The sequence below is a fragment of the Duganella rivi genome (assembly GCF_009857435.1).
GTDB classification, from domain to species: Bacteria; Pseudomonadota; Gammaproteobacteria; order Burkholderiales; family Burkholderiaceae_D; genus Rugamonas; species Rugamonas rivi.
This window is the reverse complement of the sequence record NZ_WWCK01000008.1, coordinates 224,375-240,394: the sequence shown is the minus strand read 5'-3', so window position 1 is coordinate 240,394 and position 16,020 is coordinate 224,375. Positions and strand designations below refer to the sequence as shown.

Here is a 16,020-nt window from a genome sequence, read left to right as displayed (position 1 = left end):
CTCTCCTATCATCACCGCAACCCATGGCCTATCAAGACGACGAGTACAGCAACGACACCAAGACCACCGGCGTGGTTCCCATCGGCGGTTCAGCCATCGGCAACCTTGATTACCTCTACGATGCCGACTGGTTCAAGACCACGCTGACGGCCGGCACCACCTACGTTTTCAGCCTACTCGGTGCGAGAAATCCACTCGACATCAGCGACGTCGGCACCATGTACCTGTCGATCGGCGATGGCACCACGCCGCTGGCCGGCGCCGGTGGACGCAAGTACATCAGCGGGCCTGCCTTTGAATTTACCCCGACCCGCAGCGGCGACTATTATCTGGATGTCGGCTACAGCATTGGCCCCTACAAAGTGACGGCCGCCATCAAGCCACCCGACGCGATTAGCGCCGACATCCACACCACTGCCGTCCTCACTGCCGGCAGCAGCGTGCAAGGCAGCTGTGAAGTGGCAGGCGATACCGACTGGTACAGATTCCACGCCGAGCCGGGCCAGCACTACGCATTCAGCTGGTCGCGCGACGACATCGCAACCAGTAGCATTGCGATCTATGACATCAACGGCAAGCCAGTGGACAGCTACCCGGTGGAGACGGCGGTGGCGACCGACTATTTCATCGCCATCAGTGGCAACCTCGCCGGCGAGTACCACCTCAACTCGCTGCTGCGCACCGATGACTACACCGCCAACGGCGTCCAGCCCGGCCTGCTGCAAGTGGGTGCTGAAGTCAGTGGCAAGATTGAATACGCTGGCGACACCGACCGCTTCAATCTCGATCTGAAGGCCGGCAGCACTTACACCGTGACCTTGAAGGGCGTCAATAACTCATACGGACTCGTGCTCAAGCTCTATGACACGGCCGGCAATTTAGTCGACAGCGTCGGCGCCGACACGTCCACCACCAACACCCGCGAGTTGACCTTTATCGCCAAAAGCAGCGGCACTTATGCCGTCAAGGTGAGCGACCTCTATGCCGATCAGACTTATCAACGCAGCTATACGCTGGCCGCCAGCGGCGGCACGCTGGACGACTACGGCGACACAGCGGCCACCGCGACCGCCATCGCCCTCAACACGCCAGTGCGCGGAGTGAGCGCGTTCGCCAACGATATCGATATGTTCAAGCTGACGCTCAAGGCCGGCGTCACCTATGAGCTGCAACTCTCGCCCGATACCAGCAGCAGCGCCAACGCCTCTGCATGGCTTAAGATCCAAGGCCCCAACATCGCCACCAGCCTGAACTGGCAGTATGGCACCACCCCCTTCACGCCCTCCGCCGATGGCGATTACTACATCACCATCAATAGCGCCAGCAGCACGCCGGCGTCCTATCTGTTGAACGCCACGCTCGCCAAAGACGATTTCGGCGCGAATACAACCAGCGCCGGCAATCTCACGCTCAACGGCACCACGCTCGGTACGTTGGAATCGTACGCTGACCGCGACTGGTTTGCGCTCAACATGACGGCAGGACAGACCTATGGCGTGATCCTGCAGCGCCCGTCAGGCTACAACAACAGTGGCCTCGGCTACTACTCGGCCACGGTCAAGATCGTCGATGCTCAAGGCAATACTCTGGCAAGCACGACTAGCGAATACAGCAGCGCGCCGCTACTGTCGTACACCACCGCCACCAGCGGCAAGTTCTACGTTGAGATCGGAACCAGCGGCGGTGCCTACTCGCTTGGGGCTACGCTGGTTCAGAGCGACGATGTCGGCAATACCCCGGTCAGCGCCGCTGTTATGCCGGCCGGCGCCACCGTCAATGGCGCGCTGGAAGTCTCCAGCGACATCGACTACTACAAGATGAGCGTCACTGCCGGCGAGACCTATGCCATCGAGCTCAAAGACGTGGTGCCCAATGACTCATGGCGGCTAAGCCTGGACGTCACCGACAAGCAAGGCGCTTACGTGCGCAGCAATGGCGACACCACCTTAATCACGGCGACGAGCAGCGGCGACATCTACTTTAAAATCAGCGGCCAGAGCGGCGCGCCCGTCCTTGCGTACCAGTTGATAGGCACCAAGTTCGGCGCCGATGATTACGGCGCCGGCCTCGCCTCCACTACCATCGGCGCGCTGGCTGTGGGCGGATCGGTGCGCGGCGTCATTAACTACGTCGACGACAGCGACTGGTTCAAGGTCTCGCTGCAAGAAGGCGTCACCTATCAGTTCGACGTGCAAGGCGCAGCCAAGAGCAACGGCTCTAGCGCCGTCTATGACGCACCGCTGATGCTGTTTGACAGTAAGCATAACCTTATGACGACCAGCAACGCGATCCGCGCCAGCACCACGCTCGGCTATACCGTCAAGAGCAGCGGTGATTACTACGTGCAAGTTCAAAACAAGGGCAGCAGCACGACCTTCACCGACAGTTATGTGCTTTCGGCGCAGGCTATCCCGGCCAAGCCGCAGCTGCTGACCTCTACCAGCGGCGAAGCCGGCCTGCACCAGCTCACTGACAAGATTGTGTTGAACTTCAACGAAGCGCTGCGCCTCATCGGCGACAATAAGATCAAGCTCGTCGACGAGGCCGGCAATACCTACTCCATCAGCCAATACAAGATTAGCGCGGGATTCAATACCACGCTGGTACTCCCGTTGCCCATACCGCACCTGAAGCCGGGCATGACCTACAAGCTCAGCATCGAAAGCGGCGCCCTCGTCAATGCCGCCGGAGTCGCTTTCGACGGCCTGCAAAATTACACCATCACCACCACGCCGTTCGCCGCCGGCGGCAGTAGTGGCGACGACCTGCTGCTAGGCCAGCACAACGGCGCCACCCTGCACGGCGGCGCCGGCATCGATACCGTGGTCTACAGCGACGCCGACTCGTTCTTCCGCGTCACGCGCAATGGCAACCAAGCCGTGGTGAACTACCAATTCGGCGCCACCACCAGCGACACGCTGGTCGATGTCGAACGCCTGCTGTTCAACACCAAGGCCATCGCGCTCGATATCGATGGCAACGGCGGCCAGGCCTACCGCCTGTACCAAGCCGCCTTTGGCCGCACACCCGACCAAGCGGGACTCGGTTACTGGATCAAGGCGCTCGATCAAGGCAGCAGCCTGAAACAGGTGGCCAGCCAATTCGTCGCCAGCGCCGAATTCATTGCCCGCAACGGCGGCGCGGCAGTTGACGACGCCGGCTTTGTCACCCTGCTGTACAACAACGTGCTGCACCGCGCGCCGGACGTCGCCGGCCAGCAATACTGGTTCGATGCCCTACACAACAACGCCACCCGCGCCGAAGTGCTGGTCTCGTTCAGCGAAAGCGCCGAAAACCAGGCCGCGCTGATCGGCGTGATCGGTAACGGTTTTGAGTACACGCCGTATGGCGGGTAGTGACGGCTAGCCAACGCTGTCGTATAGTAAAGCTGCCGTCCAACCACTGGAGTGACCATGACAAAACTGTTCGTAGCCAGCTTGATCCTTACCCTCAGCGGCGCCGTGTACGCGGCCGAGCCGACCGCCCAGCAGAACAAGATGAAAACTTGTAATGCCGACGCCGCCGGCAAAAAGGGCGATGAACGCAAGGCCTTCATGAAGGAGTGCCTGAGCGCCAAGCCCGCCGCCGAAGCGCCCAAGCTGACCCAGCAGGACAAGATGAAAAAATGTAATGCCGACGCCACCGGCAAAAAAGGCGATGAACGCAAGGCCTTCATGAAAGAATGCCTGAGCAACAAATAAGCCGGCCCTCAGCCGCAGCGCCCAGCCTACGCCATCCCCAGCGGATGGCGTTTTTCATGGAACATAGATATTTCCTTGGCACATTAATTGCTCTAAGACTATTTTTTGTGTCTAGCTGAACGTAATGACCATTTACCATGAAGCTAATTCGGGCCGCTTCCTACCCCATATGCCCGACGTTGCCCGCTGCGAACTCTCCCTGCGGGAATTGAACCAGATGTGGCGGCTGATCGAGTCGTCCGCCAAGATGAATTGCCCGGCCGAGGCGCGCCTGCTGCTGCCGGCCATGGTGGCCACCCGCACCGGGTTTGCGCACCTGGAGCAAGCGCTGGTGGCCAATTTGGTGCAAGAGAAGGTGCGCCACGTGCTGGCCGACCTCGGCACCCAGGCGCGCTACGCGATCGACATCCTGGTGCGCAATCTGTTCGAGCGCACCGCTGATGTCGGCTTCCTCGCCACCGACGTCGAGCTGTGCCGCTTTGTCGCCGGTCTGGACGACGACCGCGAGCAGGCGCGCCAGCGCCTGTCCGACTACCGCGACAAGTACACCGTCTACGACGAAATCCTGCTGCTCGACCTCGAAGGCCGGGTGCTGGTGCAAGCCGATCCGGCCACGCCCGTGACTTACAGCCGCGACCCGCTGCTGCAAGCCACGCTGGATGCCAGCGGCTACCTCGAAACCTTCCGCGCCACCGACCTGCGTCCCGGCAAATCGCGCGCGCTGGTCTACTCGCACCGCATGCTGCATCCCGAGACCGGCGAACCGGCCGGCGTGCTGTGCCTGTGCTTTAACTTCGAGCAAGAGATGGACGCCATCTTTGCCGCCTACCGCGACCCCTCGCACCGCGCCAACATGCTGCTGCTGGATGCCCACGATCGCGTGATCAGCAGCGCCGACCCGCTGTGGATCCCGGCCGGCGTGCGCGTGCCGACCAACGCCGACGGCCACCCGCAGCTGCTGATGTTCGGCGGCCGCGAATACCTGGTGCGCACCTTCTGCTCGGCCGGCTACCAGGGCTATCCCGGCCCGAGCGGCTGGAAGGCGCAGCTGATGATCCCGGTCGACCTGGCCTTCCGCGACCACGGCGTGAACTCGCTGGCCGAGGTCGAGCCGGCGCTGATGCAAGGCTTGCTGTCGCACGCGCAGGCCTTCAGCCCCTCGCTGCACGACCTGATGAGTTCCGTCACCAAGACCACCCGCACCATCGAGCGCATCGTCTGGAACGGCAAGGTCACCAGCGCCGCCAACGACCAGGTCAACGCCGATGGCAGCCACAGCGGCGGCATCAACAAGCTGAATACCGTACTCGACCAGATCACCGAGACCGGCGAGCGCAGCGACGCGCTGTTCTCGCACTCGATCCAGGATCTGTACCAGACCGTGCTGGCCTCCAGCATCAGCGAGGCCGGGCTGACCTCGCAGCTGCTGGTCGACATGCTCGACCGCAACCTGTACGAGCGCGCCAACGATTGCCGCTGGTGGGCCTTATCGGCCCAGCTGCGCCGCGGACTGGCCGAACCCTCGGCCGCGCAAACCGCCGCCATCGGCGAAGTGCTGCGCTACATCAACAGCCTGTACACCGTGTACGCGCGCCTGTTCGTCTACGACCGCAGCGGCCGCATCATCGCCAGCACCGGCGACCAGGACGCGGTCGGCAGCAGCATCGGCAGCGACACGCTGAGCCGCGTGTGCGCGCTGCGCAGCGAACTCGATCACTACCCGGAACCGTTCGCGCCGTCGGCGCTGTACGGCGGCGAGCACGCCTACACTTACCACGCGGCGATCCGCCACCCGGAGCAAAGCGCCACCGTGATCGGCGGCATCGGCATCGTGTTCGACACCAAGCCGGAGCTGCTCAACATGCTGCACAGCGGCGTGGCCGGCCGCGCCAATATGCGCGCCTACTTCGTCACGCCGGAAGGCCGCGTGCTGTCCAGCACCGACGCCGCCTGCGCGCCGGGCGACCTGCTGCAATTCGACACCGGCCTGCTGGCCCAGGCGGCCGAGGGCGCGGCCAGCGTGGCCCGCATCCTCCAGCATGACGGCCAGTACGTGATTGCCGCCTGCACCCGCGCCGCCGGCTACCGCGAATTCCGCGCCGTGGACGGCGTCGAGCAGCCGGTGATCGCGGTGCTGCTGCAAGCCTTCGGGCCGGTGCGCCACGAGCTGCCGCAGCGCGCCAGCGTGCGCATCGAGCGCCTGCGCGACACCGGCCCCGACTTCGCCATCTTCTACGCCGGCCGCACCCTGATGGCGCTGCGCGCGGCGCAGATCCAGGAAGCGGTGCCGTTCGCCAAGGTGCAGCGCACCACCAGCGCCGGCCACCCGGCCCGCCTCGGCATGCTGGACGTGCCGCTGGCCGGCGGCCAGAAGCACTTCGTCTGGGTGTTCGACCTGGCGCTGCTGGCCACCGGCAAGCCGGGCACGGTCACCGACAACAGCCAGGTGATGCTGGTGCACCAGGGCGCCAGCACCATCGGCCTGCTGGTCGACGACCTGCACTCGGTGCAGCAGTTCGACACCATCGACATGACCGAGTCGCCGCTGGGCGGCGGCGACAGCGCGCTGGCGCCGCGCCTGATCAAGGCCAACCAGGGCAACCTGCTGATCCAGGAAATCGACATCGAACGCCTGTTCGCGCGCCTGCGAGCGTAGCACTAGCGCAACACACGCCGCGATTTCGACCGTTCATCGCAAACTTCGCGGCGCAGGATAAAACTTCAGTAAAATTAACATGTCGAATTTGTTAACTTTACCGAGGAATTATCATGCGCCGTACCGCTGTCGCCGTCCTGATCCCCGCCTTGTTTGCTGGCTTGTCCGCCGCCCACGCTGCCGAAGCCACGCGCACCCTGCCCGGCTTCATTGCCATCAACGCCAAGGGCGCGTTTGCCATGAAGGTGGAAGTGGGCAAGAAGCAGTCGGTGGTGGTCAGCGGCGAAGACAAATTCGTCAGCCTGCTGAAAACCGAAGTCATCGATAACGAGCTGCAAATCTCGCTGCCGGAGAAGCAATTCAGCTCGTCCAAGGGCGCGCCCACCATCACTATCACCGTGCCTTCGCTGAGCCGGGTCAAGGTGGAAGGCGCCGGCGAGACCCTGCTCAACAACGTCAACACCGACCGCCTCGACATCAGCTACCTCGGCGCCGGCCACCTGGCCGCCAACGGCAAGGTCAAGTACCTGCGCCTGGCCGCCAAGGGCGTGGGCGAGGTCGATACCCGCAAGCTGCAGGCCGAGCGCGTCGACGTCCAGTTCGAAGGCGTGGGCAATATCAGCGTGTACGCCTCCGAACTGCTGAACGCCGTGGCCAAAGGCATCGGCGGCCTGACCTACTACGGCCACCCGAAAACCGTCAACAAGGACGTGGCCGGGATCGGCAGCGTCAAGGCCGGCGACTGATAAATTGCCACGGTGACACGAGGTGCGAATGCGGGTACTATCGGTTGCATCAGATAAGAACCGCAAACGCACCTGGAGGTGGTCCCCGTGGCCGTGGCAAATGACATAGCGCACTGGCGCGCGCAAATCTTTGCGAAACTGCTACTGGTCGTGTTCATCCTGGGGCTGGCCACGGCTGTGCCCAGCGTGCTGCTGGCCGTCAGCGAGGGCATGTGGTCGATTGCCATCGTCGACAGCGTGGCGCTGGTCTGGGTCGGCGTGATCTGGCGCTGGCGCAGCCTGGCCTACACCGCGCGCGTGGTCAACTTCCTGGCGGTGGCCTTCGTGCTCGGCATTGCCCTGCTGCTCAAGGTCGGCCCGGTCAGCCAGATCTACCTGATGGCGGTGCCGGTGCTGGCGGCGCTGCTGCTCGGCCTGCGCCCGGCGCTGTGGACGCTGGTCATGGCCGGCCTGGCCGTGATGGTGCTGGGCTTTGAAGACAACGCCAACCTGCACCTCGAAGGCCTGCCCGATTACGGTTTCCTCAAGGCCGCCATCATCTCGATCAACTTCATGTTCATGACAGCGGTGCTGACGCTGTCGTGCGCGGTGCTGCTGCAGCACCTCGAGCGCTCGCTCGATAAACTGTCCCTGCTCAATGCCGAGCTGCGCCTGACCTCGGCCGCAGTGGCGCGCCTGAACGACATGGTGCTGATCGCCGAAGTCGACAAGAACGCCGACCACCCGGCAACCGCGCAGCACATCATCTTCGTCAACGAGGCCTTCGAGCGCCGCACCGGCTACCGCCGCGACGAGGTGATCGGCCAAAACCTGCGCCTGCTACGCGGCCCCGGCACCGAGCCGTCGGTGGTCGAGGAAATCGAGCGCCACATGGCGCGCAGCGAGCCGGTGCGTGCCGAGCTGCTCAACTACACCAAGAGCGGCGAAGCCTACTGGGTCGAGACCGAGCTGGTGCCGTTTGCCGACGAGGGCGGCGTCAATACCCACTGGGTGGCGGTCGAGCGCGACATCACCGAGCGCAAGAAATCGCAGGACGACATCCACCGCCTGGCCTTCTTCGACGTGCTGACCGGCCTGCCCAACCGCCGCCTGCTGATGGATCGCATCGACAAGCTGCTGGCCAGCTCCGAGCGCGGCGGCACCTACAGCGCCGTCATGTTCATCGACCTTGACCGCTTCAAGACCATCAACGACGCGCGCGGCCACGCCATCGGCGACGCCCTGCTGTGCAACGCCGCCGCCCGCCTCAGCAAACTGATGCGCAAGGCCGACACCGTGGCGCGCATCGGCGGCGACGAATTCGTGGTGCTGCTCGGCCACCTGTCGCACGAGCTGGCCGGCGCCACCCACGCGGCGCTGACGGTGGCGGAAAAAATCCGCAGCGCCATCGGCCAGGATTTCGACATCGAAGGCCAGACCTACAACTCCACCGCCAGCATCGGCGTCACCATGCTGCCGCGCGGCGAAGCCGGCCAGCAAACCGCGCACGACCTGCTGCGCGAGGCCGATACCGCCATGTACCGCGCCAAGTCCGATGGCCGCAACGGCATCGCCTTCTTCGAATCGGAGATGCAGGCGCAGGTCGAGCGCCGCCTGACCCTGGAACGCGACCTGGCCGCCGCCATGGCCGCCAACGAACTGCAAATGCACGTGCAGGCGCAGGTCGACCGCAACGCCCGCGTGATCGGCGGCGAACTGCTGATGCGCTGGCCGCAAGCCGACGGCGGCATGGTGCCGCCGAACGTCTTCATCCCGGTGGCGGAAGAATCGGGCCTGATCGTCGAACTGGGCGCCTGGGCCTTGCGCCAGGCCTGCGAAGCGGTGCTGCGGTTGCAGGCGGCCGGCCTGGCCATGCCGCTGTCGGTCAACGTCAGCCCGACCCAGTTCCGCCAGCACGACTTTGTCGAACAAGTGCAGCGCGTGCTGGCCGACACCGGCGCGCCGGCGCGCCTGCTGGTGCTGGAAGTGACCGAAGGCCTGTTGATCGACAAGATGGACGACACCATCGCCCGCATGCACCAGCTGACCGAGATGGGCCTGCGCTTCTCGATCGACGATTTCGGCACCGGCTATTCCAGCATGGCCTACCTGAAGAAAATGCCGCTGTACGAATTGAAGATCGACCGCAGCTTCGTGATGGATACGCCGGAAGACGCCAGCAGCAAGGCGCTGGTGCAATCGATCCTGGCCATGGCCGGCCATCTCGGCTTGCGCGTGGTGGCCGAAGGAGTGGAGACGCAGGCGCAGGCCGACTTCCTGATCGCCCACGACTGCAGCAGCATGCAGGGCTACCTGTACGCGCGGCCGGTGCCGCTGCCGGCCCTGATCCAAAGGTTACAAGGAGGTACGGCAGTGGCGGCCGCGTAAGCCACTTACAACCCGGAGGGAAAGCAATGAAACTAAGCGTTGCGCAGAAGATGGGATTACTGGCGGGGGCCGCGCTGGCCGGCATCGTGCTGTTGGCGGCTACCAGCTTGTACCAAATGGATGAAGTCTACGATGCCGCCAACTATTCCACCGAAAACACCGTGCCCAGCCTCGTCACGCTGGACCGCTTGCGTGAAAGCTTCCTGCGCATGCGTATCCGCGTCACGCAGCACGTGCTGAACACCGACGAGAAAAAAAACGCGGCGCTCGACAAGGAGGTCGACGAAATGCGCGTGCGGGTCGACGACAACATCAAGAAGTACGAAGGCCTGATCTCGGACGACAACGACAAGGGCTTGCTGGCGCGGGAAAAGGACGCGTGGGCCAAGGTGCAACCGCAAATCGACGCGACCCTGCAACAGTCGCGCCTCAACCACAACGACAAGGCGCGCGACTTGCTAGAGCAGGCGTTCCCGACGATCCAGGCCTTCCAGGCCAGCATCGACGAACATTTCGACTACAACGTCAATCTGGGCAAGCAAGGCGCCGAGCGCGCGGTGGCCGCCAAGCAGGCGGCAGTGCGCAACGCCATCATCATCGCCGTGTGCACGCTGGTGGCGGTAGCGCTGATTGCCGCCTTCATCACGCGCGCCCTGCTCAAGCAACTGGGCGGCGAACCCGATTACGCCGCCGACATCGTCAACCGCGTGGCCAATGGCGACCTGGCATTGCAAGTACGCGTCAAGCCGGGCGACACCACCAGCCTGCTGGCGGCGATGAACAGCATGGTCGGCAACCTGCAGCGCGTGGTGGGCGAAGTCAACGACGGCGCCGAGGCCTTGGCCAGCGCCTCGGAACAAGTCAGCGCCACCGCGCAATCGCTGTCGCAAGGCGCCAGCGAGCAGGCCGCGGCGGCGGAAGAATCAAGCGCCGCCATCGAGCAGATGTCGGCCTCCATTTCGCAGAACACCGAGAACGCCAAGGTCACCGACAGCATGGCCGGCAAGGCCGCGCAGGAAGCGGGCGAAGGCGGCGAAGCAGTACGCTCCACCGTCACGGCGATGCGCGAGATCGCCAAGAAGATCGGCATCATCGACGATATCGCCTACCAGACCAACCTGCTGGCGCTGAACGCGGCCATCGAAGCGGCACGCGCCGGCGAACATGGCAAAGGCTTCGCCGTGGTGGCGGCCGAAGTGCGCAAACTGGCCGAACGCAGCCAGGTGGCGGCGCAGGAAATCGAACAAGTGGCGTCGGGCAGCGTCTCGCTGGCGGAGAAAGCCGGCGCCCTGCTCGACACCATGCTGCCGAATATCAAACGCACCTCGGACTTGGTGCAGGAGATCACGGCGGCGTCGGAAGAACAATCGGCCGGCGCGGGCCAAATCAATTCGGCCATGAGCCAACTGAGCCAGACCACCCAAATGAACGCCTCCAGCTCCGAACAGCTGGCCGCCACCGCCGAAGAAATGAGCGCGCAGGCGGAGCAGCTACAAAGCTCGATGGCGTTCTTTAAAGTGCGCTAAAGTGCGTTGATTACTGCACGATCCGTACGTGCTTGCCGCTGACCGTGCGCTGCGCCGGATTGCCGTACACGGTCACGCTGCCGGAGCCATTGGCCGACGCCACCACCGACTGCGTGACGGCGGCCGAAATGCTGCCGGAGCCGTTGGTGTTCAGTTCCGCGGTCTGGCTGGTCAGGCCGGCCAGGTCGGCGCCGCCGGAGCCATTCAGGCGCACCGTCATATTGCGCACATTGCCGCTGGCGCTAGCGCTGCCCGAGCCGTGCACCTCCAGATTCAGCGCGTCGCCGTTGACACGGCCCAGCGCCAGCCGGCCGGAGCCGCTCAGGCGCGCGCTGGTGGTCTGGCTATCGAGACCGGACGCATTCAAACCGCCGGAGCCATTCAGGCGCGCCTCAAGACGGCTGACATAGCCGCTCAACTGCACCGAGCGCGAACCGTTCATCGACACATTCAGCGGGCCGCCATTGAGGCCGGAGACATTCATCGCGCCGGAACCGTTGGCCGACAACTGCTTTAAAGTCGGCGTGGTGTAAGTCAGGCGCAGCGGATTGCTGGTGCGGATATTACCGTCCACCCAAACGCGCAGCGTGCCGGTGCTGGCGTCGGTGCGCACCAGCGGCACGATATTGCTGTCGCCTTCAATTTGCAGCGACGTGGCCTGGCCGACGCGGATCTCCACCACCATCGGGCCGTTGATATCGATGCCGTCCAGCGTCGCGACCTGGCGGCTCTCGACCAGATTCTGGCCATTGCCCTGCACCGCATCGCTGCTGAAAGCGGACTTGTAATGCACGCTGCCGTCGCCGTCCGGCACCACGATAACGGCGCAGCCGGCGAGAATGGAAAGCGTGGCGAGGGCAATGAGAGTGCGGCGCATGATGGCGTGTCCTGTGAGTTATAGTGCCGCCACTATAGCCACCGTCCCCGCCACGCGCGCGCGCCGTGCGACAAACGGTAGAAAAACGGGGATGAAACGCGCAAACGGCGGTGCTACCTTCACCACCGTTACACACATGAATTGGAAGTGCGGCATATGAAATTCCTTGAGGAACTGATATGCAGCTACCTTGTTACACTAAAATAAGCAAATCATCTCTTTTGGACGCAAAAGATTGTTGGCATCTCTCACGCTCTTTACCCTGAATTTCTTCACTATTAAGTATTCCGTTATACGACAACTCCTGAACACCTGGAAGATAAAGGTTCCGATAGGCTTTTTCGCAAGAAAAGCCAAAATATTCAAAAATACGAGAAAATTTCGGCAATGCAGTTTCTGAAACCGACAATAAAGGATGAGATGTCTCCAGAATTTCAAAAGCCGAATTAAATAAACGTACCCCCATCCCACTATACTCGAACTCGGGCCGGACTCGCAAAGTGCATAACTTTTTCTCATTAGCAGTATGCTTCACTATCAAAAGTCCGACAGAATGGCTACCTCTTTGCTCTAAAACTAATGTCCTTTCGCCGCTCATTATTCCTGGAAAGACCTTTGTGGAAAGCCATTTGTCAAAATTCGGATAGGATCCCCTAAGGAATTCGATATCATCCTGGGCAAGCTGAAAAAAAGATTCCATTAATTTCGGCGAGGCCAAAACACTCTTTTGGTTTAGTATAATCTTCATTTTATACCCTCTTTAGCGCTGTTCAACAGTTCGAAAAATCAGAAATTATTATTTATGGATTATTTTCTCTTTCAGATTTCTCTTCAATCATCGATTTTCCGAAGTCATAAACAAGATTTCCTAATACACCAATACCTAAAGCAAGAATCAAAAATAACGTAATAGTACGCTTTTTCATTTTAAAAGACTTAAACCGTGCAAGCATGCCAAATTCGGAAATTTCAGAAACAGAAGCGGGAGCACTTTTTTTCCACTGATAACCAAGACTACCTTGAACCTGCTTCAAACTTTTTTTAATTTGAGACTGTGTCGCACCAGCAGGCAGTATATATTCTGCCCAAAATTTTTCGTCCTCCAAAGAACGACATGCTTTGAATAGCTTATCCTCGAAAACTATGTCTTGATCGCGCGGCTTCATCAAAAAAAGTTGAACCTTGGAAAATTCAAGAAATCTACCTTTAACAAGTGTCTCAAGACCCGGAGGAACACCTCGACGAACATTCATTCTGAAATCGATTATATCTGTTCGATTAAGCGCACCACCACCGAAGACATCCCCTTGATCAATACCTACCTGATAGAACTCTGGGGGCACTTTTTTTACTCGAAATCGAACATATATTTGATCTAAAGCTCGATTAGTAGAAAAGACTGATGGTATCGTCTTCAGTTGCGCAACATCAACAATTACCGAATTAAATAAATTAGAATTATGATTTCTCGGCAGAACTACCGGGCTAAAAGGAACAATCGTAAATATTGAACCATCATCTCTGGTGACATATCCACCAAGATTATTAGGCGTAGAAGACGTAGTCCACGACTCATTAAAAATTGCTGAAACACCATTTCGAGCCAGAACCCTCGCAGAAAGATCTTCAATTTCGGCTACGTCTAATACCCACGGCAAAAATATTTCAATTCTCTCAGCAGGTTCATCAACAGATAGCATTAATCCAATGTCAAGAAGAGGGCCATCCCCAGCATCTTTTTCCCAAATATTAAAATGAATCTCTGGCAGCAAAATACCAAGTGACCGCCGCGATCGGATGGGAGGAATTGGGCCATTAACATTACTCGCAGTCTCCAAACACAAACAACCATAAAATGGATCAGAACCAGTCGCCATAGTTTAAATATAACAAAAAGATTGAGGTGGAACGTTAGATTTCAAGTAGTGAGACAAGAGCTTAGGTCTAGAAAATCTCACAGGCTTTGCAATTTTTATTGCATGTGCCAAATTTCTTCCATGAAAATAATTATTGAACAACTCACGACTTACACCAGAAAAATCTTTAGACCGCTCCCAAATCTCATTAGGGGATGCAGAATAAATATCCTCCACCTCGAAAGAGCCAATAACACGCGACACAGGGGCGGTCGCATAGATTACAACCTCGCTTACCTTTTCTTTAAAAAGAACTTTCCGAAACTCGAATTCCTTATGCCCTGACAAAATCGCCTCAGCATACTCAGGATGAATAGACAAGAGAACGCGCTTTTTCATAATCCCCCGAATTTTTCAAAATGGCTTTAAGTTGAGATGTGGTAATCTGAAAAAAACCCCAATACACTTCTGATGGGAGGCCGACCTCCTCCAAAAGAGTTTTTCTGTTAATACGTTTTCTCAAAGCTATATTGTACATGAATTTAATTATCCACGGATATTTTTTTGAATGTAAAATTTTATTAACTCATCTTCAGAAAATATACTATAAGGATTGCAAAATTTTATAAATTCGTCGCAACTTTTAAAGCTGGAAATGTGCACACTTTCCTCAACTACGCAAAGTGAGGTTATTACTGAAGTAAAGTATGCAGAACCATTTTCCTGTGTACGATAAATCAATAATGTGTCTCCACGCACTAAATCTTTTACTCCCGTCATAGCAGTCAAATATATTTTGTGAATACTATTGCAATGAGAAACATCTTCAAGAATGTTAGGATTCTCCGTTTTTAACAAGGAATCAGGCAAAAGTCGACTATGCCACTGCGGATAGATTGAGATTACAAAGTGCCTTCTTGCGCCAATGGGTATACGTGGATAATCTAAAACAACATCATTTTTAATTTTATCAAGCCGACGCTCAAGCACAATCTCCATCCCCGAAGAAGATTTTTTGATTCCAACCCGATCAAATCCATACCTCTCAAAAAGTTCGATCAATGCACCATGTTTTTCAAAAACCGTAACATAGAGTGAATCTAAATTTCTCTCTAAGGCAATATCAAAGACTCTTTTAATGAACCTCTCACCCAATTTGGTGCCATGAGGATTTATCTTAAAAGTTCCAATTTCAGCCTACGTGAAGGAGCTAGAATAGGAATAACGTCCACTATTGATTCATGCTCTTCCTTTAGATAAAGAAAACCATCCAAACTATTATCAATAGGACTTCGGAATGTGTATGCGAAAGTATCGCTATTCCTCTTTTTAATAAACCAGTTTTCAAACCCATCATAATCCAATTTAAGCGTATCGAAAAACCCGTCACCCAAATCAATATCGAGAAAATTTTCCAAATTTATCGTTTGCATTTTCAAAATTAAAAATAATATTTAAAAAATGAATTAAATATACGAAGATGATAGGATCGAAAACTTGTTGCGAGTTATCAAAAATGATATACATTAAACAATTGTCGCACATGGTGATTTATATGCCAACAAAAAATGAAATATTTATGCTGTCGTGCTAGTATGCAAATCATGACCTCTCCTCCCATTGATAAAATGGCAGATTTGCAACAGCGTGTGCGCCAATTTGCCTATGATCGTGACTGGCAACAATTTCATACGCCAAAAAACCTGGCAATGGCGCTGGTTGTAGAAGCGGCTGAACTGGCGGAGCATTTTCAGTGGTTACATACCGGTAATGCTGATGAACTAAAGGACGCAAAGAAGCTAGAAGCCATCCGTCACGAGCTTGCTGACGTGCTTCTGTATTTAGTCCTACTCGCCGATAAGATGGATATCGAACTATATGATTCTGCACTCGAAAAACTTGACCTTAATAGCATCAAATACCCTGTCCAGCTCGTTCGCGGTGACGCCCGCAAGTACAACGAATATTAAAGTCCTGAACACGGTTTGCAGAACTCTTCACTAACTACTTGCGAGCGGCATGCGTCTGCCATGCAAACACATCGCTGCGGTGTGTCCCCTTAACATCATAAGCGCTACAACTGCCTCAGCTTCTCCTCTCAGCAGGGACAGATCCGTCAGACAGAACTTAAACTTCCCCGAAAGCTATCTGATTACTCCACATCTACGGCACACGTTTTGCAAAAGATGTCTCTGGCATTTGGCTAACACAACAGGCGGACTTGAGCTATGCAAACTGTAACGTACAATTATTAGCAGCAAAACGCCGTGTAAATCAACGCAGAGAGTACA

At 57.7% G+C, this 16,020-nt stretch carries 12 protein-coding genes; 7 read left to right on the top strand and 5 right to left on the bottom strand.

All coding sequences use genetic code 11. From position 1 onward, the window contains the following. The first annotated feature begins 23 nt into the window (after positions 1-23). The 6 genes from GTP45_RS26050 (at position 24) to GTP45_RS26025 (ending at position 10,996) form a co-directional block, all read left to right on the top strand. Complete coding sequence (locus GTP45_RS26050) at positions 24-3,356, top strand: DUF4214 domain-containing protein (RefSeq protein WP_161016739.1); 3,333 nt, start codon at positions 24-26, stop codon at positions 3,354-3,356. Positions 3,357-3,413: 57 nt separating this feature from the next. Beyond that, positions 3,414-3,701: a PsiF family protein gene (locus tag GTP45_RS26045; protein WP_161016738.1), complete on the top strand. Its 288-nt coding sequence runs from the start codon at positions 3,414-3,416 to the stop codon at positions 3,699-3,701. A 124-nt stretch (positions 3,702-3,825) separates the two neighbouring features. Then, positions 3,826-6,357 carry a chemotaxis protein CheW gene (locus GTP45_RS26040; protein WP_161016737.1) on the top strand — a complete coding sequence of 844 codons (2,532 nt, stop codon included), beginning with the start codon at positions 3,826-3,828 and terminating at the stop codon, positions 6,355-6,357. Positions 6,358-6,470: 113 nt separating this feature from the next. After that, positions 6,471-7,103, top strand: a complete 633-nt coding sequence (locus GTP45_RS26035; RefSeq protein ID WP_161016736.1) for a GIN domain-containing protein — start codon at positions 6,471-6,473, stop codon at positions 7,101-7,103. Positions 7,104-7,196: 93 nt separating this feature from the next. Continuing rightward, on the top strand, positions 7,197-9,470 hold the full coding sequence (locus GTP45_RS26030) for a putative bifunctional diguanylate cyclase/phosphodiesterase (protein WP_371874523.1): 2,274 nt from the start codon (positions 7,197-7,199) through the stop codon (positions 9,468-9,470). Between the two features lie 26 nt (positions 9,471-9,496). Then, entirely contained in the window at positions 9,497-10,996 is a 1,500-nt protein-coding gene (locus tag GTP45_RS26025; protein ID WP_161016734.1) for a methyl-accepting chemotaxis protein, read from the top strand. A gap of 10 nt (positions 10,997-11,006) precedes the next feature. On the opposite strand, the gene GTP45_RS26020 is transcribed toward GTP45_RS26025, so the two are convergent. From GTP45_RS26020 to GTP45_RS28460, 5 genes are all read right to left on the bottom strand, one after another. Next, positions 11,007-11,873 (bottom strand): head GIN domain-containing protein, encoded by an 867-nt coding sequence (locus tag GTP45_RS26020; RefSeq protein ID WP_161016733.1) that lies wholly within the window; start codon positions 11,871-11,873, stop codon positions 11,007-11,009. A 193-nt stretch (positions 11,874-12,066) separates the two neighbouring features. Next, entirely contained in the window at positions 12,067-12,621 is a 555-nt protein-coding gene (locus tag GTP45_RS26015; RefSeq protein ID WP_161016732.1) for a GNAT family N-acetyltransferase, read from the bottom strand. Between the two features lie 52 nt (positions 12,622-12,673). After that, complete coding sequence (locus tag GTP45_RS26010; protein ID WP_161016731.1) at positions 12,674-13,750, bottom strand: hypothetical protein; 1,077 nt, start codon at positions 13,748-13,750, stop codon at positions 12,674-12,676. 3 nt (positions 13,751-13,753) lie between these two features. After that, positions 13,754-14,128, bottom strand: a complete 375-nt coding sequence (locus tag GTP45_RS26005; protein ID WP_161016730.1) for an ASCH domain-containing protein — start codon at positions 14,126-14,128, stop codon at positions 13,754-13,756. Positions 14,129-14,275: 147 nt separating this feature from the next. After that, on the bottom strand, positions 14,276-14,884 hold the full coding sequence (locus tag GTP45_RS28460; RefSeq protein WP_217363391.1) for a GNAT family N-acetyltransferase: 609 nt from the start codon (positions 14,882-14,884) through the stop codon (positions 14,276-14,278). A 449-nt stretch (positions 14,885-15,333) separates the two neighbouring features. Between GTP45_RS28460 and GTP45_RS25995 the strand changes: the two genes are divergently transcribed. Further along, positions 15,334-15,699, top strand: a complete 366-nt coding sequence (locus tag GTP45_RS25995; RefSeq protein ID WP_161016729.1) for a nucleotide pyrophosphohydrolase — start codon at positions 15,334-15,336, stop codon at positions 15,697-15,699. The last annotated feature ends 321 nt before the right edge of the window (positions 15,700-16,020 follow it).

What these genes read in the sequence shown, in the direction of transcription:
- GTP45_RS26050 (WP_161016739.1), top strand. Translation starts at nt 24, where the DNA reads ATGGCCTATCAAGACGACGAGTACAGCAACGACACCAAGACCACCGGC.
- GTP45_RS26025 (WP_161016734.1), top strand. Translation starts at nt 9,497, where the DNA reads ATGAAACTAAGCGTTGCGCAGAAGATGGGATTACTGGCGGGGGCCGCG.
- GTP45_RS26005 (WP_161016730.1), bottom strand. Translation starts at nt 14,128, where the DNA reads ATGAAAAAGCGCGTTCTCTTGTCTATTCATCCTGAGTATGCTGAGGCG.
- GTP45_RS26015 (WP_161016732.1), bottom strand. Translation starts at nt 12,621, where the DNA reads ATGAAGATTATACTAAACCAAAAGAGTGTTTTGGCCTCGCCGAAATTA.
- GTP45_RS26040 (WP_161016737.1), top strand. Translation starts at nt 3,826, where the DNA reads ATGACCATTTACCATGAAGCTAATTCGGGCCGCTTCCTACCCCATATG.
- GTP45_RS25995 (WP_161016729.1), top strand. Translation starts at nt 15,334, where the DNA reads ATGACCTCTCCTCCCATTGATAAAATGGCAGATTTGCAACAGCGTGTG.
- GTP45_RS26045 (WP_161016738.1), top strand. Translation starts at nt 3,414, where the DNA reads ATGACAAAACTGTTCGTAGCCAGCTTGATCCTTACCCTCAGCGGCGCC.
- GTP45_RS26010 (WP_161016731.1), bottom strand. Translation starts at nt 13,750, where the DNA reads ATGGCGACTGGTTCTGATCCATTTTATGGTTGTTTGTGTTTGGAGACT.
- GTP45_RS26020 (WP_161016733.1), bottom strand. Translation starts at nt 11,873, where the DNA reads ATGCGCCGCACTCTCATTGCCCTCGCCACGCTTTCCATTCTCGCCGGC.
- GTP45_RS26035 (WP_161016736.1), top strand. Translation starts at nt 6,471, where the DNA reads ATGCGCCGTACCGCTGTCGCCGTCCTGATCCCCGCCTTGTTTGCTGGC.